This window comes from Spirosoma flavum, assembly GCF_042686045.1.
Taxonomy (GTDB): Bacteria; Bacteroidota; Bacteroidia; order Cytophagales; family Spirosomataceae; genus Spirosoma; species Spirosoma flavum.
This window is the reverse complement of the sequence record NZ_JBHUOM010000002.1, coordinates 230,242-252,285: the sequence shown is the minus strand read 5'-3', so window position 1 is coordinate 252,285 and position 22,044 is coordinate 230,242. Positions and strand designations below refer to the sequence as shown.

At 46.7% G+C, this 22,044-nt stretch carries 20 protein-coding genes and 1 pseudogene; 10 read left to right on the top strand and 11 right to left on the bottom strand.

Annotated elements, in window-relative coordinates:
- Positions 1-11: 11 nt before the first annotated feature.
- Complete coding sequence (locus ACFS25_RS06550; protein WP_381497795.1) at positions 12-578, top strand: retropepsin-like aspartic protease family protein; 567 nt, start codon at positions 12-14, stop codon at positions 576-578.
- Positions 579-626: 48 nt separating this feature from the next.
- Complete coding sequence (locus ACFS25_RS06545; protein ID WP_381497793.1) at positions 627-2,051, top strand: WG repeat-containing protein; 1,425 nt, start codon at positions 627-629, stop codon at positions 2,049-2,051.
- A gap of 124 nt (positions 2,052-2,175) precedes the next feature.
- Here ACFS25_RS06545 and ACFS25_RS06540 read toward each other — a convergent pair whose 3' ends face one another.
- From ACFS25_RS06540 to ACFS25_RS06530, 3 genes are all read right to left on the bottom strand, one after another.
- A complete protein-coding gene (locus ACFS25_RS06540; RefSeq protein ID WP_381497791.1) occupies positions 2,176-3,039 on the bottom strand; it encodes a hypothetical protein in 864 nt (287 codons plus the stop codon).
- Between the two features lie 63 nt (positions 3,040-3,102).
- On the bottom strand, positions 3,103-4,212 hold the full coding sequence (locus tag ACFS25_RS06535) for a hypothetical protein (protein WP_381497789.1): 1,110 nt from the start codon (positions 4,210-4,212) through the stop codon (positions 3,103-3,105).
- 6 nt (positions 4,213-4,218) lie between these two features.
- Positions 4,219-4,554, bottom strand: a complete 336-nt coding sequence (locus ACFS25_RS06530) for a PKD domain-containing protein (RefSeq protein ID WP_381497786.1) — start codon at positions 4,552-4,554, stop codon at positions 4,219-4,221.
- A 160-nt stretch (positions 4,555-4,714) separates the two neighbouring features.
- Between ACFS25_RS06530 and ACFS25_RS06525 the strand changes: the two genes are divergently transcribed.
- From ACFS25_RS06525 to ACFS25_RS06510, 4 genes are all read left to right on the top strand, one after another.
- Positions 4,715-8,440 (top strand): PAS domain S-box protein, encoded by a 3,726-nt coding sequence (locus tag ACFS25_RS06525; RefSeq protein WP_381497784.1) that lies wholly within the window; start codon positions 4,715-4,717, stop codon positions 8,438-8,440.
- Between the two features lie 231 nt (positions 8,441-8,671).
- Positions 8,672-8,998 (top strand): PadR family transcriptional regulator, encoded by a 327-nt coding sequence (locus ACFS25_RS06520; RefSeq protein WP_381497782.1) that lies wholly within the window; start codon positions 8,672-8,674, stop codon positions 8,996-8,998.
- A 3-nt stretch (positions 8,999-9,001) separates the two neighbouring features.
- Positions 9,002-11,740, top strand: coding sequence for an ABC transporter permease (locus ACFS25_RS06515; RefSeq protein ID WP_381497780.1), 2,739 nt, complete (start codon positions 9,002-9,004; stop codon positions 11,738-11,740).
- Between the two features lie 23 nt (positions 11,741-11,763).
- Positions 11,764-12,132 carry a hypothetical protein gene (locus ACFS25_RS06510; protein WP_381497777.1) on the top strand — a complete coding sequence of 123 codons (369 nt, stop codon included), beginning with the start codon at positions 11,764-11,766 and terminating at the stop codon, positions 12,130-12,132.
- A gap of 83 nt (positions 12,133-12,215) precedes the next feature.
- Here ACFS25_RS06510 and ypfJ read toward each other — a convergent pair whose 3' ends face one another.
- Together ypfJ and namA are read right to left on the bottom strand one after the other, a co-directional pair.
- Positions 12,216-13,073, bottom strand: a complete 858-nt coding sequence (gene ypfJ / locus ACFS25_RS06505; protein WP_381497775.1) for a KPN_02809 family neutral zinc metallopeptidase — start codon at positions 13,071-13,073, stop codon at positions 12,216-12,218.
- Between the two features lie 95 nt (positions 13,074-13,168).
- Complete coding sequence (namA, locus tag ACFS25_RS06500; RefSeq protein ID WP_381497773.1) at positions 13,169-14,239, bottom strand: NADPH dehydrogenase NamA; 1,071 nt, start codon at positions 14,237-14,239, stop codon at positions 13,169-13,171.
- 82 nt (positions 14,240-14,321) lie between these two features.
- Here namA and ACFS25_RS06495 point away from each other — a divergent pair, with 82 nt between their 5' ends.
- Together ACFS25_RS06495 and ACFS25_RS06490 are read left to right on the top strand one after the other, a co-directional pair.
- A complete protein-coding gene (locus ACFS25_RS06495) occupies positions 14,322-14,504 on the top strand; it encodes a DUF6582 domain-containing protein (protein WP_381497771.1) in 183 nt (60 codons plus the stop codon).
- 40 nt (positions 14,505-14,544) lie between these two features.
- Positions 14,545-14,610 carry a hypothetical protein gene (locus tag ACFS25_RS06490; protein ID WP_381500770.1) on the top strand — a complete coding sequence of 22 codons (66 nt, stop codon included), beginning with the start codon at positions 14,545-14,547 and terminating at the stop codon, positions 14,608-14,610.
- 83 nt (positions 14,611-14,693) lie between these two features.
- Here ACFS25_RS06490 and ACFS25_RS06485 read toward each other — a convergent pair whose 3' ends face one another.
- The gene (locus ACFS25_RS06485; protein ID WP_381497769.1) at positions 14,694-14,978 is read right to left on the bottom strand and encodes a hypothetical protein; all 285 of its coding nucleotides are present in this window, start codon (positions 14,976-14,978) and stop codon (positions 14,694-14,696) included.
- A 109-nt stretch (positions 14,979-15,087) separates the two neighbouring features.
- Positions 15,088-16,149 (bottom strand): SDR family NAD(P)-dependent oxidoreductase, encoded by a 1,062-nt coding sequence (locus ACFS25_RS06480; protein WP_381497767.1) that lies wholly within the window; start codon positions 16,147-16,149, stop codon positions 15,088-15,090.
- Between the two features lie 154 nt (positions 16,150-16,303).
- Here ACFS25_RS06480 and ACFS25_RS06475 point away from each other — a divergent pair, with 154 nt between their 5' ends.
- Entirely contained in the window at positions 16,304-17,602 is a 1,299-nt protein-coding gene (locus ACFS25_RS06475; protein ID WP_381497765.1) for a T9SS type A sorting domain-containing protein, read from the top strand.
- A 136-nt stretch (positions 17,603-17,738) separates the two neighbouring features.
- Positions 17,739-18,506, top strand: a complete 768-nt coding sequence (locus tag ACFS25_RS06470) for a cupin domain-containing protein (protein ID WP_381497763.1) — start codon at positions 17,739-17,741, stop codon at positions 18,504-18,506.
- Between the two features lie 195 nt (positions 18,507-18,701).
- Here the strand turns inward: ACFS25_RS06470 and ACFS25_RS06465 are convergent, their stop codons facing one another.
- The 4 genes and pseudogenes from ACFS25_RS06465 to ACFS25_RS06450 all read right to left on the bottom strand — a co-directional run bounded on the left by ACFS25_RS06465 (position 18,702) and on the right by ACFS25_RS06450 (position 21,964).
- Positions 18,702-19,490, bottom strand: coding sequence for an alpha/beta hydrolase (locus tag ACFS25_RS06465; protein WP_381497760.1), 789 nt, complete (start codon positions 19,488-19,490; stop codon positions 18,702-18,704).
- 557 nt (positions 19,491-20,047) lie between these two features.
- A complete protein-coding gene (locus ACFS25_RS06460) occupies positions 20,048-20,953 on the bottom strand; it encodes an alpha/beta hydrolase (protein WP_381497758.1) in 906 nt (301 codons plus the stop codon).
- Between the two features lie 114 nt (positions 20,954-21,067).
- Positions 21,068-21,394, bottom strand: a pseudogene (locus tag ACFS25_RS06455) (outer membrane protein assembly factor BamB family protein); the annotation flags it as partial.
- Between the two features lie 114 nt (positions 21,395-21,508).
- Entirely contained in the window at positions 21,509-21,964 is a 456-nt protein-coding gene (locus tag ACFS25_RS06450) for a YybH family protein (protein ID WP_381497756.1), read from the bottom strand.
- Between the last annotated feature and the right edge of the window lie 80 nt (positions 21,965-22,044).

Sequence of the window (22,044 nt, the reverse complement as noted above, 5' to 3'; positions counted from 1 at the left end):
GACTAATGACAATGGCTCGAATAATCTTATTTCTGTTGCTCTTTGGCAATCTTCTTTATTTGTCCGGTTGTTCTGGCTGTTCACGATCGGGTAGCCATCAGCCGCGCCGAAACAAGAACAGCCGCACCAACGAACCAGTAACCGATACAATCCAGTCGGCCACAAAACCAACGCTGACCCAAATCGGTAGTGGTTCGACGGAGGTCGTAATGGAAAAAGCGAATGGTGTTTATAAAGTACCCGTCATAATCAATGGCACACCAATGAAATTTATTCTGGATACGGGGGCGAGCCTGATATCCATTTCGACCACCGAAGCCGAATTTATGGTTAAGCAGGGCACTATCACCGAGACTGATGCCGTAGGAAAATCGCAGTTTCAGGATGCAAATGGCAACATCTCGCCCGGTGCTGTTATTCGGCTCAAATCGGTACAGATTGGTGACCGGGTTCTTGAAAATGTCAATGCCAATGTGGTTAGTAATGCCAAAGCCCCACTGCTACTCGGTCAGTCAGCTTTGTCGCAGTTTGGTAAGATTTCGGTGGATTATCGGCGTAATATTGTGACGTTCGATTGAAATTCGGTATTTTACCTTAATACAGGATAAACCCTGTTTTCTTTTTCAATGACAGAAACCGAACTGACCGACCGACTTCGTGAAGCCATCGTGCTCAACGGCCCCGACGTTTGGCGTAACAACGGCTATCTTCAGGACGCCCAACAGGCTGGTCTGTCGCTGGCTGATGCCCTAAAACGGGCAACTGAACTAAATCAGGAAGTTGCTAACAACAATCTGCTTTTTCAAAATATACAAGCCCGCATTGCTCGATTAGCTCAGCCTTCGCGTAGTCATCTGATTGATCAGGATCAAAGCCAGATTGTAAACGCGGCTAGCTCGCTCAAACTATCAGCCGATTTTGTCAGAAATCAGTGGGTACCGGCTGTATTGCAGCGATTGGCAGTCGCAGCGAAGGCGCAGCAAACCGAGCCAGCCGTTGTTCCTACTCCCCCTGCTATAACCGAACAGACCAATAGAACTGCGCTTGACGACTTAGTAAAGAGTGAGCCGGAATCGCCTAAACCAGCCGTTACACTTGTTGAGCCAATCAAACCTACCAGCCCAACCATTGAACCGTTTGTCCCTGTTGTGCCTCCGGTAGTTACAGTTGAACGGCCTGTTGCTCCAAAAGGTCCGCCAGAACCTCCCCCCATTGTACGGTCGTTTACGGCTACACCCGCCCGGGTAAGCAAGGGGCAGCCTGTCACCCTCGCCTGGGAAGTCGAAAATTTGTTGGCGATAACGATTGATGATTTAGGTGAAGGCTTATCGCCAGTTAATCGGGGTTGGGTGAAGCCACAGAAGACGACCGATTACACGCTCTTCGACGCCAATGATAACCCGCTGAGCACTGTCCACGTGGAGGTAATTAAGCCCGACCGGAGTGGTATATATGGCGTTTTATTCGCGTTAGCCTTGCTAGCCGTAATCTATTGGTTTATAAAAAGTAGCAATTCCAGCGAGAGAACACCCAAGGCTAAACACAAAACAGAACGCACAACGGGTTCTTCGTCTGGTGAAGGCTCAAGCAAAAAAACAAACATAAATCGGGAAGATCCTCAACCAGAAGCCGAAACAAAGACAACCGAAGCGACTGACACGCCAGCCGAAACCACCAGCGAGCCGACGGTTACGATACCCCTACCCGATAAGCCGAACAAAGTCGATTTGCCCGTTAGTAAGCCAGTTGAAGAAAAAATAGCTTCATCCGAGCCAGAAACAAAACCAGCTTCACCATCTGATGCTCGTCAGGGAAAATACGAAGAAGCGTTTGGTGATAAGCCTTACGACAAAGTAGAACTGGGAGCCGATGAACGTGGCTGGCGTCGCGCCCGGAGTAAAGGCCGGTGGGGATACATTAATGAGCGCGACGAGTGGGTTATTCAACCCGAATTTGAAGCCGTGACCCCCTTTCGGGGTAGTACCGCATCCGTATTTTTAAATGGCCAACTCATGACCATCAACCGCACGGGCGAGCAGGTTCGGAATTAGGGCGTACTGCGTCGGGTTTTTAATAGAGCCATGAACAAAGCCAAAAAGCGTGGCAAACGTCGCCTTTGACAGAGTTATTTCCTATCAATAAATCTGGCTCTACAGATAATTAAACGTTCCCAAATTACGGCCCTAACGTAACGCTAAGTTTCTGAAAAGATGTCCAGTAAGCGGAAGATGTTAATCCAATACCATTTCCAGACAGCATTTTGAACGGATAGGGACTACTCCGAATTTCCTGTGCGTTGATGTAAAAATGCAGGACATCGCCTTTACGTTGTATACTGAGTCGATTACGGTTTTTTTCAACCGATACCCCCGGTGAGAAGAAATCGCCGGGCATGTAATCGCTGAACGTTTTCCCATTGGCTACTCGAATAATCGAAACCTCTCCTTTCCCATTCATGGTGAAGGCGCTAAAATTGAGTGAGTCTCTCACCCCAAATAGCAACCCACCTGTAGGAACCCGTCCTGAATCCGCCAGCACATCTACCTTTATAGTAAATATGTCAGCCGTATTCAGGTTTATGTCGGCGGGTAGTTCGACCGCGCTGAATGCCACTTGCTGCGTGTTTGTGTTGCGCTTGCGGATGCTGTAACGACCTAAGCCAATCTGGTAATAATAATCGCCCTTGTTACCCGCCTTCCAGCCGTTACGATTGGTAGCAAAATCACCCGTGAAGGCCGGTCGAAAATCAGGATTACCTCCGGATAAAGGAGCCGTACTGGGAGCCGATACAGCCACATTCGAATTTACTCTGGTCGGGAGTTCCGGTTGGACGGTTGGCGGGGCAGTAGCCTGACGAACCGGGGCTGTTAACCCACTGCCGGTTTGATTTGCCTGCAATCGGGCGGTTTGTTTAAGGGTCACCTTCTGCCATTCGCTGGAGGCCGAACAAGTAACCGACTTTACACGTCGCCCCGCCGACTGGCCAAAGCTATTGACCAGAAGTAGCGTTATAAAGCCAATTGTCAGGAGTAAGCGCATAAATGTATTTGGTTAAACCATAGGTTTTTGACACCTTGTAGGTCTGTTACTGTAAAGTTCCTCTTAAAACGAATACCGCACAACAGCCGTTGGCTGCCCAGCCTGAAGACCCGGCCTCAATGTAAGGCTTTGATACCGTCGCGCTTCTTTTTGTAACTGGCTATTGTGAACACCTTTGATGAACGTCAAAATAACGTCGGCTGCCGCTACGACAATAGCCCCTCGCGTAGCTAGAAAATAGCGGTGGTGATGATCGTTTGCTGTTTGATAATAAGGCTCGCCAGCAGCCATGTTTTTCTGCTGTTCATAGCTACTGTAGTCATCCTGCGATTTCTGCCGCTCCATAAATCCATAAACCAGTAAACCATAACACCCTACTGTCAATAATGGGCGCAGGCCTACTTTTGGCTTTGGCATCTGCACGAAAATATTACCGATACCCGGTGCTACCACTGACAATAGTGCCCATGCAGGCCCGGCGTAATGCGTTTTTCGGGGTTTTACGGGGTCGGCGGTTGCCAAGCTAGGGTCAACAGGCTTCACCGTTGGCTCAGTTCGCGTGGTCGTCGGTTGCGGTGCCGGTGCCGAAACAACAGGCGGTGCGAGTTGAGATGTGCTGGAATCGACCGCAAAAATGGACGGCTTCGCACGCTTATTTTTCTCCTGTCGTAATGTCGGTTCGACCGGAGGAACGATTGGTTTCTGTTCCGTAACCACTACAGGTTCACTTCGGGTAGCTTTTGGAGGAACAACTTCTGCCGTCGGAGTCGTTGCAATTGGTGGTGTAGCTGGTTTCTGCACAATCGCTGGTTCTGCTGGTATGGGTTGGGGAGACACGGGAAGACCGGTTCTGAGGAGTACCTTTGCCTGCACTTCTTCGTTGAGTGAATACCCGTTTTCCAGCGCATTCCATACAATACGCCGGTCAGAACCAGCTGTAAGTCGATTACCAATATCACCCCGAACAAATTCAGGTAAAATGCGCAGGGCACCGCGCAACCGGCTGCGTACTTCAACATAAACAGAATCGCCCGGTCGGACATTGACCAAATCATACCGGATTTCGAGTTGTGACGAGTCAACTACACGAATCCGAACATTGCGAAGACGCTCTTGCGCCTGGCCCGATAATACTGCAACTAGACAAATAAAAAAAGCAAGAAGTAGACGCATGGTGAGTTAGTTACTAACGGTAATCTGCCGAGTAGTGGTGAATGTATCATCGCACAAATTGGCAAGCACAAGCGTGACGGTATAGGTACCCGCTTTGTCGTAGGAGTAGGTCACGCGCGTTCCAACGCGATTTTTACCCTTACCATCGCCGGGGTCCCAACCAGCAATACCAATATCACCCTGTGGATTATCGAGAAAAAGCGTAACGTCTAGCTGGCCAGCAGTATAGCCGATAGCAGCGGAGGGTTTAGCACATACCGGAAAGTTTTTTTTCGTCAGGTCAAACGGTTCACAGGCCATCATAGCCAGCAATATCAATAGGCAGATAGATCGTTTTAGCATAATTTGTCAGGTGAGACTCAGCAAAGTAAGCAATAGTTAGGCAACCAAAGAATGTCGTATAGACTAAATTCCTTTCTTACATTCATTTCCGCACTAGCCAAAAACCAACATTTTTCGTAAATTTAAAGAGTCCGACGACATATCAACTACCAACTTACCCATGCGCTGGTCTGCTAAAACCAAAGACGAATTGGTAGCCGAAATTCATCGGCTTCACCACGAACGCAACGACGTAGCTGTAACCGATGCGTTACCGGCATTCGACGTTCGACATACGGTTGACCAACTAAATCTGGTTGGTCTTACTATTGAGCGCGACGGAACCCTTAGTTACGCGAATCCTTACACTTACCGCGTAACTGCCTGGCAACCAGAGCACATTATCGGTAAAAACTTTTTCGATGTTTTTATTCCGCCAGCCGACCGCGCCCGGCTCGAAACCGAGTTTCACGAAGCGTTGACCAAAGGTGGTTTTCCCGAACAGAAAGAAATTATCTTGCTGGCCCGTAGTGGAGCACTGCGCAGTGTGCAGGTTAATTCCTTCATTATCAATGGTCTCAACGGTCATGTTTCTTCGTTTACAATTATTGGCGAAGACGTAACTAATAAACGGCGGGTAGCCTCGGCCCTGTCGAATACCAATGCGCAGTTGCAGGATTTGGTGGATAATACCTCCGACCTGATTCAGCTACTAACCCTCGACGGCAAATTTATTTTCGTCAATCGTGCCTGGCGCGAAGCACTAGGCTACAGTTCCGAAGAAATATCGGCACTCAACCTAAGCGACGTACTCCATCCTGATTACGCCAATAGTACGCTTGGCTTACTCAAACGAATTCAGGGAGGAGACAAACTCCCTTATATTGAAACCGTTTTTCGAACTAAAGCTGGGAAAGTACTATTTCTGTCGGGAAGTGTCAACTGCCGATTCGATAATGGCCGCCCAACAGCTTTTCGCTGCATCCTGCACGATACAACCGGCAAAATCCGAGCCGAAAAATCGCAGAAGCTTTATTACAGTATTGCTAACTGGACAATTAATACACCCAACCTCGACGAATTTTACCACAGAATTCACGAGGAGCTAGGCAACATTATCGATGCACGCAATTTCTTTATTGCACTCTACGATTCAAGCAAAACCTATTTATCGTTTCCGTATTACGTCGATGAGTATTTCGGCGGTAACATGCGATTCACGAAACGCAAGCTGGGAAATGGCCTACTCGAATACACAATTCTGGCCAATAAACCCTTGTTCCTTTACGAAAAAGACATTCGCCAATTAGCTGATCATCAACAAATTGACCTTTACGGTCAGCTTCAACCTCAGGTGATGCTAACGGCTCCCCTTCGCATTGGCGATGAAATTACGGGTATTATTGGCGTGAAATCATACGATGATGCACAGACGTATGGTCCCCGCGACCTTGAATTACTGGAATTTATTTCGGGACAAGTCGCGCTGGCCATTGCCCGCAAACAATCGGAAGCCCGGTTAGATAAGCAGAACGCTCGTCTGAATGCCATTTTTGATAGCAGCACGTACCTGATCTGGTCGGTAAATAAGGCACTGAAACTGACATCATTCAACAAAAATTATGCCCGACTCATTGAAGCTCAATCGGATGTAACAGCTTCTATCCAGGTGAGTGCGCCCGATCTTGGCTGGCGCATGATTGGCGATATTAACCACAAACGTCTGGAAGATCGCTACCGACAAGCTTTTCGGGGATTTGCGCAAAATTTTGAATTATTTTTCGAAACGCCCAAAGGCGAAACGTACCTCGAATTTCACCTCAACCCAATTCTGTTAGCGGGTGGTGTCATTGACGAAGTATCGGGCATTGCGCGAGACATAACCAATCGCAAACGAGCCGAGATTGCCACGCGCCAGAGCGAAGAGAAATTTAGGGGTATTTTTGAGAATTTACAGGACATATACGCCCGTGTAGATCGAAAAGGGCGTATTACCATGATTAGTCCATCGGTGTTTAAGCGCATGGGCTACACACCCGACGAGGTGCTGGGACAAGATATAACCCAATATTTCATCGAGGAGGAGGACATTCGCCACGCCATGTTTAAACTTGGCCGTAACCGCAGTCTTCGAAATTTCGAGGCCCGTATGCGTCGAAAAGATGGCAGCGAGCGGCAGTTTATGTTTAACATGCTGATGCTGAACGATGGACCGGGCGCTTCTACGCTGGGCGAATCTACACGGGGTAATGATTCAGTCGTTGCTGTGCTGGCCCGTGACATTACCGAACTGAAGAAGCAATCGGCCGAGTTGGTGAAAGCTAAAGATGAAGCCGAACGATCTCTGAAAGTGAAAGAACAGTTTCTGGCCAACATGAGCCATGAAATCCGGACACCCATGAATGGCGTTATTGGCATGATCGACTTGCTGAACGACACGAAACTAGACGAAGAGCAACGCAGCTATGTCAAAACTGTTAAACGCTCGTCGGAAACATTACTGAATATTCTGAATGACATCCTGGACCTCTCGAAGATTGAAGCCGGGAAGATGGTTCTGCATGAAGCACCCGTATCGTTTAAGGAGATTTTTGAGAAACTTATAGCGCTCTTTGGCCAACAGGCCAACTCCAAAAACAACGAACTGACATACCATATTGGCCCTGATCTGCCAACGTTCGTAATAGCTGACCAGACCCGGCTCCTGCAAGTATTGTCGAATCTGACGTCTAACGCCATCAAGTTTACCGAGAACGGTACTATACAAATTGAAGTGACACTGATTAGTAAGCACGGCAAATTCAATCGAATTCGGGTAGCCGTGCAGGATTCGGGCATTGGTATTTCGCCCCAAAATATCAATCTGCTGTTCAACTCGTTTAGTCAGGTCGATACCTCTTCGCGAAAATCGTTTGGCGGCACAGGACTGGGGTTAGCCATCTCGAAAGAATTGGCGAGCCTGATGAAGGGCGAGATTGGTGTCGAATCAACGGTAGGTATGGGCAGCACATTCTGGTTCACAATTGAGTTGAAAGAGACCAGCATTAGCCCTACGCAGCAAGCAACGGAAGTGGCCGAAGTTGCCCTTGCCAACTTCTTTAGCACCTATCACCCCAATGTATTGCTGGTAGACGATAACGCTGTAAACCGCAAAGTTGCCAGCGAGATTCTGCGCAAGTCAGGTTGCCTTGTGACTACCGTTGATAGTGGTCCGGCGGCTATTATTGAGGTACAGAAAGCCGAAGAGCGTAAAAAAGATAATAAACTCGACGGGTTCGATGTCATTTTTATGGACATTCAGATGCCCGACATGGACGGTGTTGAGACCACCCGCCATCTTCGCAAACAGTTTGGCAATCAGCTACCTATCATTGTGGCCATGACGGCTTATTCGATGCGCGAAGACCGCGAGCGCTTCCTTAGCCAGGGCCTCGACGATTATATTGCCAAGCCTATCCGTGCCCAAAGCCTGATTGCCAAGGTGAAGGAACTGACGGACGCCAACCGGTCCAAACAGACCATGAACACAGTGACATCGCAACTGTCCGTTCCCGCTTTGGTACCTATCGACCCCAGTATACCCATTATTGACGACGAGATTATTGGTCAATTACTTGATATTGGGGGGCAGGAGTTAGTTGACAGTATTATGGAGGAGTTCGTCACGGAGGCTAATGATCTGGTAAAAGGTGCCCTGTCTGCGTATGCTCTCGGAGACATACCAACTGTAAAAAGCAATCTACACACCCTGAAAGGCAGTGCCGGAACCATTGGTGTAGCCCGTATGGCCGATATTGCTCGCACCGCCGAAGGTAAACTCAAAGTAAACGATACCAGCGGGCTATCAGACGCACTGCAAGCATTGGAATTTGCATTTGGGGATTTTTTGGCAGAATGGAAGAAGTAAACATATGCAGTCTGTGAGGGAAGCGACAGCCCCAGAAATAGGCAATTTTCCATTTTCATTTCTTTATCAAACTGTCCAGAAACGTACTCACACTGTCCGTTACTGGACAGTTTTTTTATGAGCAAATAGGAAAGACAAGCCACCATTAAGCAGAAATGGCACTTTCTTATTCTGGCAAGGCATTTGTTTAGCAAATGATAAGATAATGTACCAGGGAAGTAATTAGCCATCATGAGTAGAGCATACTTAGGCGAATTTGAAGAGATAGTCTTACTGATGGTGGCTGTACTGGAAGGTCAGGCGTATGGCGTAACCATTGCAGCCGAGTTGAAGCAACGTACTAGCCGCGCCATAAGCCTTAGTGGCGTCCATATTGCCTTGTATCGTCTGGAAGAGAAAGGCTTCGTGATTTCTGAACTGGGGGGCGCAACAACGGCTAGAGGAGGACGCCGAAAGCGGTTATTTACGATTACTGCAATGGGGAAGCAAACCCTGAGCGATATGCGCGAGGTTCGCAACCAGCTTTGGGATTCTATTCCTACTCCTTCTCTGACGTAAATCATGGCTAATTACCCCCCTACTCCCCCCGCTTGGGCCGACCGCTTACTAACGTGGCTGTGCCCACCTCAGTTGCTGGAAGAACTTTTGGGTGATCTGCATGAGCAGTTTGCCGACCAGGTAGATCAAATTGGTGAACAGAAAGCACGTCAGCTTTACATACTGGAGGTTGTCAAGTTTGTGCGTCCTTACTTTCTTATGCAGCAAGCTATTAGCCTCCTTAACAACACGAACGTAACTGTCAAAACAACGCGTACTTCACATAAACCGACGGTCAGCCGAATCAGGGACTACCCTCAACCATTTTTACTGAATCCATCTATGCTACGTAATTACTTAAAAATCGCCTTCCGTAACCTTTGGAAAAGCAAAGGCTATGCGGCCATCAATGTTGTTGGTCTTTCGGTAGCGTTCTTCGTCAGTGTCTTTTTGTTTTTGACCGCTTATTTTCAGCTCTCTTTCGATTCCTTTCATCAGGATGGCAACCGTATTTTCCAGACGTACCTTTTCTCGAATGATCCTGAAAAAGCAAGCCGATCAGGTAACATGCCGTTTCCGCTAGGGCCTACCATAAAAGCAGAATATCCGGAAATTGAAGCCGCAGCGAGGCTAATGAATGGAAGTGATGTGGTGACGTATAAAGGGAAATCTCTCGATAAGAATGTCATGTTGACCGATCCTGACTTTCTGAAGATATTTTCCTTTCCAATGATTAAAGGGAACCGGGCAACGGCGCTCAACGATCGGAGGAGCATCGTCATCAGCCAGACTATGGCGAAGGCCGTATTTGGGAACGAAGACCCAATAGGAAAACAAGTTCAGTTGGGGTTTGATGCCAACAAAAAAGACTTTATCGTAACGGGTGTATTGGGCGATTTTCCAGATAATTCATCGATTAAATACGATGCCTTTATTCAGATCGCAAATTCCGTTAACTATCAGTCCGACAAGGATAAATGGGATGCTATGTCGCATAGTGTTTATCTAAAATTAGCGTCTAATGTCGATCAGGTAACATTTGAAACCCGCCTAAAATCCTTTGCGACTAAGTACTTTCAGGAAAATTTGGAGGGGCTAAAAAAGAAAGGGGCTAAGCCTGATGAGCGCGGTGACTTGTTTACCATTCGATTACAGAAACTGTCGGATGTCCATTTTAATACAGCCATATCGGGCGGATCGGGTACGTCAATCGCCGTTGTCTATGCGCTGGCGGGCATCGCTCTTTTTATCCTGCTCATTGCCTGTATAAACTTCATCAACTTGAGCGTTGCCCGCTCATTCACCCGCGCCAAAGAAGTTGGCGTTCGTAAGTCGCTGGGGGCACTTAAAAATCAACTCTTTGTACAAATCTGGGGCGAAGCGGCTATGATATGCTTCGTTGGTTTTGTTGTCGGGATGGTTCTCGCGTACCTACTTTTGCCCGCCTTCAATGCTGCGTTTCATGGGAAACTCACACTTGACTATATCTTACAACCCGATAAGATTGCCCTTATACTGGGCATATTTGTGCTGGTTACGCTAATAGCTGGTGGGTATCCGGCCTGGCAAATGTCCAAATTTAATGCGGTAGAGGTATTGAAGGGAAAAATCACATTGAAGCGGCCTGGTCTACTACGTAACTCACTCATTGTTACGCAGTTTACACTATCAAGTTTATTAATTTGTTGTACAATTATTGCCGTTCAGCAGGTAGACCACATGCGGAATCAGCCATTGGGTTTTCAGAAAGAACAGGTAATTAGTATTCCAGTTGGAAATAAAGTGGATGGCCGGCAAGCGCTCAGACGGATGCGTAATACGTTAGCAAACGACCCCACCGTTGTTGCTATCACGGGGAGCGGTGTAAACCTCGGACTTGGTAAGGATAGAAGTACGTCGAGGTCGGTTATGGGATTTACATACAAAGAAAAAGAGGTCTCGACCGATTGGGTACATATTGATTACGAGTACCTCAAAACCCTCAATATTAAGTTGTTGGCTGGTCGTGAATTTAATCCGGCTTATCCATCTGATTCGCTGAACCGAGTGATTATCACGGAAAGTATGGCTAAAATAATCAGTGAGAAAGATCCGGTTGGCAAATTTTTTCAGACTGATACTGCTGGTGCCAGATACCAGATTATTGGCGTGGTACCTGATTTTCATTTATACTCCACAACAAGTGAGAATAAACCGATTACCATGTATTTGTCTCACAATGAGGATATAAACTACATCTTCGTTCGGGTCAATCCGCAAAGTCTGGCTAGTTCAATGGATAAGTTGAAAGCTATATGGAAAGACGTAGCGCCACAATCGGAATTTACGGGTTCATTTGTGGATGAAAATACCGACAGCTGGTATAAGGAAGAGGAACGCTTTTCGCAGGTTTTTAGCCTTGCTTCCGGTATCGCCATCCTCCTATCCTGCCTGGGTCTGTTTGCTATCGCCCTGATGGTGATTGAGCAGCGAACCAAAGAGATTGGCGTTCGGAAAGTGTTGGGTGCCAGCATTCCGAGTATCGTTTATATTCTCTCTCAGGACTTCGTAAAAATGGTCATTTTGGCCATAGTCATTGCTACGCCCCTGGCCTGGTTTTTTATGCAGAAATGGTTGAACAACTATTCGTATCGAATCGAAATAAGCGTATGGATTTTCGTATTGGTTGGTTTTGCCGCCATCCTGATTGCGCTGGTAACGGTGAGCTTTCATAGTGTAAAAGCTGCATTGATGAACCCGGTGAAGAGTTTACGAAGTGAATAGCCCCCAACTAAACCAATAAAATTATGAAACTCCTTTTAATGAGCTTGCTACTAAGTATCGGCATGCTTACAATAGCCCAAAAAGCAGTAGCGTCGAACCTACGAACGCGAATATCCGACGACGAGAAAGCACTCTCGATTCAGGTTGATGGGAATGCAAACGGACATAAGATTCATCTCGACAAAACGTTCGACGTAGCGAATATGAATAGCCTGCAGAAAGACCTGCTGAAATATCAGGTTTTTAATGATGCTGGCCTAACCGCACCACTCAGCGAAATACCCTGGTTGATTTTGGTGATTTTGGGTTTGCCGGCGTTGATTATTACGCTCCTGATTGTGCGATACCAAACCAGAAAAAGGGCACTTGTGGGCTCAATGCAACGCTTATAAGCAGAACAGAGCCCAAATACAGATCGACCAATAAAAAAGCCGGAATCGTTCTGATTCCGGCTTCCTGATTTTCTATCAACCTGCTATTGCAAATTAGCATCTTCATTACTGTTAAATGTATCGCCCTGCTTGATGTCGCCGGTTTTAAATCCCTTCGAGAACCAGTACACGCGCTGGGCTGAGGTGCCATGCGTAAAAGCGTCGGGCACTACAGTGCCGCGTGTCTCCTTCTGAATCCGGTCATCACCAATGGCGTTGGCCGCTGTAAGTGCGCTCTCGATATCATTTTTATCTAGATCAATGCTTTGTCCCTGAGCGTGATTCGCCCAGACACCAGCAAAAAAATCAGCCTGTAATTCGAGCCTGACCGACAGTTTATTATTCTCCCGCTCACCCTGACGCCCGCGAAGCTGGTCTACCTTATCCATAATTCCCAGTTGTTTCTGCACATGGTGCCCTATCTCGTGGGCAATAACATAGGCCATGGCAAAGTCGCCGGGAGCATTGAAGCGCTCACGCAATTCATCATAAAACGAGAGGTCGATATACACTTTTTGGTCAGCAGGGCAGTAAAAGGGACCCATTGCTTCCTGGGCCGTACCACATCCCGATGAGGTCGCGTTACGAAACATTACCAGTGTTGGTTTAGCATACTGCGCTCCCTGATCGGCAAACATTTTTGTCCACACATCTTCTGTACTGGCCAGCGTTTTTTTTGTAAATGTGGCAGCCTGATCGTCGGCCTGTTGATCAGCAGGAGCCTGAGCTGTTGCCTGATCGGGCGAACTCTGATTCAGAATTTCTGACGGATCGCCCCCCAGCAGCATGACAATAACAGCTATGACAACTGTGCCAATACCACCCCCAACGAGTAGTCCCCCACCACCGCTTCCCCGCCGATCTTCGACATTATCACTTTCACGTCCTCCTAACCAACGCATGATTTTCTTCAGTTAAATGGTGATTATACAAGATTGACTTCTGATGGCAAGATTACTATTTCTGGCGACAAAATGTTTAACCTTACCTCAATTATTCATCGGGGTTTAGCCCGTTCGTACTGTACAGGCCACTGTATCTCATCGCCTAACGTATGAGCAGCATGCAACGGAAAATAAGAATCACGCAAAAACTCGCGAGCTAATAGAACTAGATCAGCCTGTCCATTCGTCAGGATTGCTTCGGCCTCTTCAGCCGTTGTAACTAGACCAACAGCGGCTGTCGTTATGCCGGTTTCCTGTTTGATACGTTCGGCAAACGGGACCTGATAGCCGGGGCCAACTGGAATTTTTGCGTTGGCTACGTTGCCGCCCGTCGAGCAATCGATAACGTCCACACCTTTATTTTTAAGAACCCCCGCTAACCGTACAGAATCGTCAATTGTCCAGCCGCCTTCGGTCCAGTCAGTTGCGGATATGCGTACGAACAATGGCAGCGTTGAAGGCCAGACTGTTTGGACGTCTTCAATGATTTCTAGTAACAGGCGAATGCGATTATCAAACGAACCGCCATACTCATCGGTGCGCTGGTTACTTAACGGCGACAGAAATTGGTGCAGTAAATACCCGTGAGCCGCGTGAAGTTCAATAACTTGAAAACCAGCCGATAGAGCTCGTTGAGTGGCCGACACAAAATCAGCCCGTACTTTTTCGAGGCCCTCGTCGGTCAGAGCCAATGGCTCAGGATTTCCTTCAGTGAACGGAATCGCACTGGGCGCTACAGTCTGCCATCCTTTCGGGTCGGTCGGAGAGATGGCTGCACCTCCCTCCCACGGGCGGTTCGTACTGGCTTTACGACCAGCATGCGCTAGTTGAATACCAGCAACGGCCCCGTTTTGCTGAATAAACTGAGTAATCCGTTTCAGGCCGGCAATGTGTTCATCTTTCCAGATACCCAGATCATTAGGCGAAATGCGTCCCTCTGGCGATACGGCTGCTGCCTCGCTTATTATCAGGCTCGCCCCTCCAACGGCCCGACTTCCTAAATGCACGAGGTGCCAATCAGTCGAAAACCCATCTTCGCTGGAATATTGGCACATGGGTGAAACAACAATACGATTTTTAAGGTGAATGCTACGAATGGAAATTGGAGAAAAAAGGACAGACATAATTTTCATATAAGGTATTACCAACGATAAACATTCGATTCTGGAATATCGTTAGAATAATCCAGCTAAAACCTCAACAACTATGGCAAACGATCCAAAAATTGCCCGACGAGACGAGGTTCGAACAACCGAGGGCGAACACAAATATGGCGATGGACACGGTCCGGCGTTCCGGTTTGCTGACCGAACGAATAAAAAGTATCCCATTGATACGCCAGAGCACGTTCGGGTTGCCTGGAATTATCGCGCCGGCGACTCGGATTAACCACAATGCCAACGCAGCGAAGTATGATGCCGATGAAGTAGTGGTAATTAAAGATCGGATTAAGAAAGCAGCCATAAAACACGATGTAACCATTGGGGATGATTAACCTACTAACCTTTTCTAAGCTAAAAGCAAGAATGCCCGGTTTGTTTAAACCGGGCATTCTTGCTTTTAGCCTTTACCGCTTGCTTAAATTTTTTCTTTTACGACCTTAACGTCTTTCTTGGCGCGATCTTTCATCAACTCGCCTTCTTGTTTCATGTGTTCTTTGCGATGCGCTTTCAAGGCAGTTTTATCGCCAGATGCCTTATCGGCTTCACGGGCCATTTTGTTGGCTTTTATAGCGGCTTTGTCAGCAGCTACTTCACCTTTTGCCTCAACAACTTCAGCTTTTTTCTTCAATTTGCTATCTTGAGCCTGCGCAACGCTTAGTGTCAATGCAAGGGCAGCAAAAACGACAAGTACTTTTTTCATGACTATTTTGGGCCTAAACCCTTTAGTGAGTGATTGATTTAATCCTTTTAAGTGGATTTCTTTAACTAAACAAGCAAGAGTTAATCTTGTTTGAATTCAACGAATTTTTTCAGCGAAGGGCTTCATTATTGCGCTCAGCCGCCTTGTCGGTGAGCGTTGTCAGCGCCGAATCTGAGAGGCTGGTTTCGCTATCGTTACCGGTAGCCCGCTGTTCGCCAATGCCACCGGGTGCCGGTAACATCCTGCTCACAACAGCCATCGTCTCGGCCATCATATTTGGTGCTAGTCCCTGAAGCCCAATGGCTACTTTAGCCGGTAGAGTTATTATTCGTTCAGCTTCACCGTAACGGCAGGCATCAACGATTTCGCGGGCAGCTTCAGTGGAACCCATCGTCAGAAACGGCAGTGAATCACTGATTTTAAAGGCAGCATACTCTTTCTCATTCTGGCCTTTAAATAAGGCATTGCGTGGGCTACCCGTCCGCATCAGGCCGGGGCAGATTGTCGTGACATAAATTCCATCTTTCTGCAACTCGGCCCGCAGCCCTTCCGAATAGCCCACCAGGGTAAATTTACTGGTTGAATAAGGCAACAAATGCGGCACCGACACTTTACCGCCAATCGATGCAATATTCACAATGCGGCCCCGCATGGAGATGTCCGGCATGGAGGTGCTTTTAATACGCGCCAGCATTTGGGGCAATACGGCATTAATCATGTGGAAAGCTGCCCAGAAATGAGTGTCCATCGCTTCCCGAAAATCATCTTCTGTGGCGTGTTCATAGGGTGTCACAACGATGATACCAGCATTATTAATGAGTACATCAACTGGGCCAATAGCTTGCCGAACGTTTTCAGCAAAGCGTTCGACCTGAACTTTGTTCGTAACATCGCAAACCTGCGTATAAACTGATACACCAAATTGCACTAACTCAGATTTGGCGCGGTCGAGTTCGTCTGCATCACGGGCGCACAAAGCCAGGTTTGCGCCCTCCTTTGCTAATAATCTAGCCAGTTCAAGCCCTAATCCCCGTGAGCCGCCAGTAATAACAATAGTTTTATCGCGAAAATCAATTTTACGTTTCTGAGCCAATGTTGCTTTAATGGCTGTCCACGCGCCTACACCGGCCAGCGCCCACAGAAGGGCTTTTGTTGGAATCGAAACCTTCATGGCTTGTTCATATCGTTGAATTAAGATAACAGACGTTTTACCGGAAGGTTATCACGCGAGCCTAACATTCTTTCCCGAAATCATTTGAATAGAGTTCTCTTCTACTGATATTCACCAAAATAAATTTTTGGTTACTCCAGTATCCCAATAAAGCATGAAACAAATTTTCCCTGCCATTTTCGCTTTCTGTTTTTTGTTTACATCCCAAACGGGGGTTTGGGGTCAATGCGCACCGGCATTACCCAGCTGCGCCAGTTGTACAAACCTCACGGGCAGTAACTTAAACATTAGTTCCGGCACGTATTGTGTCACGTCCTCGATCAGTAATTTAAATCTAAGCGGATCAGCCGTTATTTGTGTATCGGGTGCCGGCCAAATTAACGGTGGAAACGTGAATGGCGGCACTGTTATTTACAATGGCAGCTCTGCTACAAATCCGCTGAACGTCAGTATTGGGGGAGGTACATTACGAATTCGCAGTAGCATTACCCTAACGAATCTGACATCAATCAATGGGTCGGCCACAGTTATCGTTGAAAACAGCGCGACACTTACCGTTGCCAACTTAGATCTAAACGGCAAACTAATTGTTGATCAGGGTTCGACGCTTTATGTAAATGGTAATTTTGGTATAAACGGTGGCGGCTCTGTATGTTTCAACAATGGTGTTATCAACACAAATCAATTTACCAAAAATGATCAACTTAATTCCACTACGACCACAAGCAAGGGATGTTATGCCGTTCGGGCCAGTGTCAGTAACTTCAATCAGGTGTTAACGAACAGCAGCAGTGTTTATGTCTGCCTGCCGGGTGCTGTCCCCAACTCCAGCAAATTGGGTAGCGCAACAGTTAATCCCAATTGCTCAAATGCATCGGCGGGTGGCGGGTGTTTAGCTGCATTACCCGTGCGGCTGGTCTCCTTTCAGGCGCAATCGTTTGGTGAGGGTATACGGCTAAATTGGACCAGTTCACTTGAGCAGAGTTTCGATTATTATCAGGTCGAGCGTAGTTCAGATGCCGTAAGCTTTGACGCCGTAAGCCCTCATATTGCGTCTTCACTTGAACAAACTACTACCCGTAATTATGAATGGACGGACGTTAGCGCCCGAAGCGGCACGTTTTATTATCGGCTAAAACAAGTTGATCTGGACAACACTTACACGTATTCAAAAATTGTTGGTGTCGCCTTCAACAATGATGACAAGACAGCTACGATAACGCCAAATCCGTTTTCAGATGAGTTGAGTATTACGCTGAATACGTCCGTAAACGGAGCATATGTAATTGAACTTTACTCTGCTAGCGGAAAGCTCTACTCGTCGGTAACGGGCGAAAAAAGCGCACCGGCTGTTACGCGAACAATAGCCACAAATAGCTTTCCAACTGGATTCTATTTTGCAAACATTCACATTGGCGATCAGCACTTTATGCGCAAGGTAATTAAGCAATAACATTCCATATTGCTCAATTACCACCAATTGTCTCACTTTGTATTCACTAGAGAATCGCAGCAACAGTTGTTTTAAAGAAACCAGAAGTAGCCTTCCCTGATACTTGGCTTTATGGAATTAAAAGCCAAAATCCTCCATGAAGTCATGTATCGCTGTTTTCGTTGTGCCTTTTCTAACAACTACATTGACGTTAGCCCAACCCATTGAGTCAAAAGTGTATGTATGGGCAAAAGCCTCAACGGTAAAAAAAGAAAATTCTGAACAAAGAGCCATTCTGCAAGGCACTTCGATAGACTTTCAGCATATCGAGATTCATGCGACAACGCTCCCACCACATCAGGCTCCGCATCCGGCCCATACCCATGACGACGAGGAATTAATTATCATTAAAGAAGGAAAGCTAACCATAACAATCAATGGCAAAACGAGGACGCTGGGTACCGGAAGTATCGCCCTGTTTATGCCGGGCGACAAACATGGATTTGACAATAAGGAAGACTCTCCGGCTACTTACTACGTGATGCGGTATGCGTCGAAAGAGCCGAAAGATATGGAACGGGGCAAAAAAGCGGGTGGTTCATTTTGGGTCGATTGGAACGATGTACCTTTCCAGCCGCACGATAAAGGCGGTATTCGGCGTATGTTCGACCGCCCTACTGCCATGACAAAACGCTTTGAGATGCACGTTACAACGCTAAACGAAGACTTATGGAGCCATCCACCCCATACCCACCGAGCGGCTGAAATCTTACTCATGGTCGATAGTACGGCTCAGGAAAGTATACAAGGTGGGCTTCACCCGGCCACCGCAGGCGACCTTATTTTTTTGGAGTCCAACGTTCCCCATGCCATTCAAAATACCAGCCGGGGAACATGTACTTACTTCGCGTTCCAGTTTGAGTAAGTTTTTTCTTCGACTACAATATGGTTGATTTTGCGTCTAGCTCGCCTATACAAACACGGATACGAGTAGGCGGAAATGCTCAATAAAATAGAATGAAGTTTTGTAGTAGAACGGGCTTTACATAAATACGTCATCCCGACGTTTAAGTAGGGATGACGTATTTTTAACGAAAACAGAAAAATTTATTCTTGACGGCTATGCATTTTTGTCAAGCCAGGCCAAAATATAATCTGCATCTTCTTTCCAGGTAGGCTGACCTAGCACATAGTGGTTGCGACCGGGAAACTCTTTGTAATCCAAAACTGAACCACTGCTTTTATAAGCCTCATAATTCCGGTGATTGAGGTGGGCAGGTATAATATTATCGATGCTACCCGACGTAAGTAATAATGGAGGATGCGGTTTTTCATAATCTACGTGAGCAGCACTAGTCAATCCACCTCTGGCCACGTTTTTTGATTCTGGAATCGTGTTGGCCTCATAGGCTGCTTGCTGCTCTTCCAGTGGCATTTCATTAACGAACGCATACTGCCAGTCCTCAAAGGACATCAGGTAGGTTTCATCTAGCGAGGTAAACAAGCCCAGTGATTTCCAACCGGCTTTGAGAAACGAGAACTCGTAAGGGAAAACGCCCTGTGGTGGAACGGAGTGAATGGCGACGCCTGCGGCTGCCAGTCCTTGATTTACAATAATTTGAGTAACAAGCCCGCCCAGTGAATGCCCTATCACAATTGGTTTTTCGGGTAATGCTTTCACAATGTTCTCATAGTGAGTAACCAGTTCATCTAACGTCAAATGGGCCAAGTCAGTGTCATTCGGCTGTCTGGCTCGTAATTCTGCGGCAGTGCCATCCTTAAAAGGCCACGCGGGAGCGATGGTGTCGTACCCTTTACTTTCAAAATACGCTTTCCATTCATCCCAGCCACTATTGCTGACAAATGCACCGGTAACAAATACAACAGTTTTTGTTTTACTGGTTTTCATACTTACATCGTGTGTTTATGGTTCAAGAAAAGGATAAACTCGTCATCGTATTAATAAAGCGAACAGAATAAACCTTACTTTACTACTGTCTTTGTAAGTTGAACAGAACAAAAGTCAGCAGAGAAACAAACAATAGAATTAACCTAGGTCAAAACAGGCGGGCGACAAATCGTTACCGACTTGACATTAGTTTTCGATACGACTCAATGATGGACCCAGAACATCGAGGTAAAAAAAACAGGATGCAACGGTATAATAATGCAACTATGGTGCTCACAAACGTTTTGCCACCTGTTGTAGAATTCCCCTTTATGGTCTGTTTCGCTGTCCAGTAAGGAGTACCCAAAAATAAAAACTCAAGTCAATAAATCATCCTAATTCATTGAAATTAAATCAATTACCTTTTAATTATCATACTTACCTATTTATCTGTAAGCGAATTTTTACTTTTTCGACGGTCATTTAAACCCACTGTACAGATCTGTACTACAAATAATGCATTAATCATATAGTGATGACCTGTAAATTATAGTTCTACATGCCTGCTTTTCAATTCACTACTTTACCCCCACAAACGTTAGCAAATCGCGATAAATAATGCTGTGCTGCCAAAACAACTGCGTTACCATACCAATGTGTTTCTTGCCCGGCAACACCCTGAATTCGTGCTTCACGTTGAGTTCCTGAAGCCGTTGATGAAATCGTTGTGTGCTGTTGGTGATGCTTGGATATGTGCGGCCACCTGCGTAGACCAACATAGGTGGACTACTAGCCTTAACATAGTACATGGGCGATACGGCCTTCCAAACAGCCGGATTCTTCCCAAATGCAGTCAGATATTGCGCATCGTTAGAGTACTCCATTTTAGTCAGGTAATCGAACATATCCAGCCCGGCTGCATCATCGAGAATAGCGCCCTTTACAGGATTTTGAGCCAAACCAATCTTTGCAAATAATTGATCGTCAGTGGCTAGCAAAGCTGCCAAGCCACCACCTGCTGAGTGGCCCATCACAAAGATCCGGTCTGGGTCACCGCCATACTCGGCGATATGCTGCGTAGTCCAAAGCACAGCCTGAGCACAGTCATTGGCCATTGCGGGTACCTGCACATTGGGCGAGAGTTGATAGTTAATAATTACAGCTACCACGCCCTGCTTAGCCAACCGCCGACCAATAAACGTATAGATATTTTTATTGCCACTATTCCAATTGCCTCCGTGAATAAACATCACAACGGGTCTTTTGGCAGTAGATGATAATTTTCTTGGCGCGTAAACATCCAATAGATGTCGTTCAGCATCGGTGCCAGATGGATCAATCGTTGTGTAGGGAATATCTTTCGTCCGCCGACTAGGCCGGGCCATAGCATATTCGTTTGCGAGTAACAACACCGTAATCAGAATCAGCAGTGTACATGGAATCTGCCAGAGCAGTCGGAGAAAAAGCATTTGTGGAAACCTCATCAGGAGGAATTAGAAAAAGTGTTTACTTATACATACACCCAAAAAAGGCTTCTGGATTGTGTGAAAAGTATTATAATCAATTCTTAACGACCAGAACCCAACAGTGCCGAGCCATTAGTCAAGACTAAACGCAACATACCTATCACCCGATTTAGTGTTGAGTTTGCCGTCCCCACAGGCAATTACAATGTATTGCTTCCCACCAATTGCATATGTACTGGGCGACGCATAACCAGCCGCCGGTAAGGATGCCTGCCATAGCACTTGGCCCGTTTTTTTATCGAATGCCCGTAATTGCTCGTCTTTACTAGCCGCAATGAAAATCAGACCGCTTCCGGTCACTAAAGGGCCCCCATAATTGTCTGTTCCCGTCGGTGGAATACCTTTTGCCATAAGTTCAGGGTATTCACCCAATGGCACTTGCCAGCGATGTTCACCCGTCCGCGCTCTATTTTCAATGGAATGACTGGGAAATAAAACGAAGTATACCCCTTTAACATGAGCAAGGTCTGTGAAAACACAGACCTTGCTCGTAGAACAGAAGCAGAAAGGCGTCTAATTTTTGGCCTGCACCGGCAAATCCTCTAATTGGGCATAACTAAGTTTCCAGACTCCATCATCGCCTTTTTTCCAGAGGAGAATAAAGTTACCCTCGCCGAAAGCACGGGGCTGGTTGGGCGCTTCAGGCAACAAATCGACAGCGAACGTGCCTGCTTCATAAGCGGTATGCGTGTCGGTAGCGGAACTGATAACATTGGTTTTTAAATTCGTCAACGTTGGTAGAGTTGCCTGCACCCACTGCTTCGTCACATCTGCCTTGCCCTTATAATGGGCATTTCCCTGAAGAAAATCCATATCTTCAGCCAGCAGAGATGTTATCTTATCAGCATTTTTGTTATTCCACGCATCAATAAACTGCCGGTTAAGGTCCTGAATATTAACGGTCTCACCCGATGGGGAGCAAGCCGTAAAGGACACGGCAATGAGTGCTATCCCGAGGAAATATTTCATAGATGTAGGTTTTAAAATGGTGAGAAAATAATGTACTAATCAGTAAGCAACACTTCTAATAAGTGTTGCTTACTGATTAG

What these genes read in the sequence shown, in the direction of transcription:
- ACFS25_RS06475 (WP_381497765.1), top strand. Translation starts at nt 16,304, where the DNA reads ATGAAACAAATTTTCCCTGCCATTTTCGCTTTCTGTTTTTTGTTTACA.
- ACFS25_RS06485 (WP_381497769.1), bottom strand. Translation starts at nt 14,978, where the DNA reads ATGAAAAAAGTACTTGTCGTTTTTGCTGCCCTTGCATTGACACTAAGC.
- ACFS25_RS06460 (WP_381497758.1), bottom strand. Translation starts at nt 20,953, where the DNA reads ATGAGGTTTCCACAAATGCTTTTTCTCCGACTGCTCTGGCAGATTCCA.
- ACFS25_RS06495 (WP_381497771.1), top strand. Translation starts at nt 14,322, where the DNA reads ATGGCAAACGATCCAAAAATTGCCCGACGAGACGAGGTTCGAACAACC.
- ACFS25_RS06470 (WP_381497763.1), top strand. Translation starts at nt 17,739, where the DNA reads ATGAAGTCATGTATCGCTGTTTTCGTTGTGCCTTTTCTAACAACTACA.
- ACFS25_RS06530 (WP_381497786.1), bottom strand. Translation starts at nt 4,554, where the DNA reads ATGCTAAAACGATCTATCTGCCTATTGATATTGCTGGCTATGATGGCC.
- ACFS25_RS06520 (WP_381497782.1), top strand. Translation starts at nt 8,672, where the DNA reads ATGAGTAGAGCATACTTAGGCGAATTTGAAGAGATAGTCTTACTGATG.
- ACFS25_RS06480 (WP_381497767.1), bottom strand. Translation starts at nt 16,149, where the DNA reads ATGAAGGTTTCGATTCCAACAAAAGCCCTTCTGTGGGCGCTGGCCGGT.
- ACFS25_RS06510 (WP_381497777.1), top strand. Translation starts at nt 11,764, where the DNA reads ATGAAACTCCTTTTAATGAGCTTGCTACTAAGTATCGGCATGCTTACA.
- namA (WP_381497773.1), bottom strand. Translation starts at nt 14,239, where the DNA reads ATGTCTGTCCTTTTTTCTCCAATTTCCATTCGTAGCATTCACCTTAAA.
- ACFS25_RS06540 (WP_381497791.1), bottom strand. Translation starts at nt 3,039, where the DNA reads ATGCGCTTACTCCTGACAATTGGCTTTATAACGCTACTTCTGGTCAAT.
- ACFS25_RS06525 (WP_381497784.1), top strand. Translation starts at nt 4,715, where the DNA reads ATGCGCTGGTCTGCTAAAACCAAAGACGAATTGGTAGCCGAAATTCAT.
- ACFS25_RS06550 (WP_381497795.1), top strand. Translation starts at nt 12, where the DNA reads ATGGCTCGAATAATCTTATTTCTGTTGCTCTTTGGCAATCTTCTTTAT.
- ACFS25_RS06450 (WP_381497756.1), bottom strand. Translation starts at nt 21,964, where the DNA reads ATGAAATATTTCCTCGGGATAGCACTCATTGCCGTGTCCTTTACGGCT.
- ACFS25_RS06465 (WP_381497760.1), bottom strand. Translation starts at nt 19,490, where the DNA reads ATGAAAACCAGTAAAACAAAAACTGTTGTATTTGTTACCGGTGCATTT.
- ypfJ (WP_381497775.1), bottom strand. Translation starts at nt 13,073, where the DNA reads ATGCGTTGGTTAGGAGGACGTGAAAGTGATAATGTCGAAGATCGGCGG.
- ACFS25_RS06515 (WP_381497780.1), top strand. Translation starts at nt 9,002, where the DNA reads ATGGCTAATTACCCCCCTACTCCCCCCGCTTGGGCCGACCGCTTACTA.
- ACFS25_RS06535 (WP_381497789.1), bottom strand. Translation starts at nt 4,212, where the DNA reads ATGCGTCTACTTCTTGCTTTTTTTATTTGTCTAGTTGCAGTATTATCG.
- ACFS25_RS06545 (WP_381497793.1), top strand. Translation starts at nt 627, where the DNA reads ATGACAGAAACCGAACTGACCGACCGACTTCGTGAAGCCATCGTGCTC.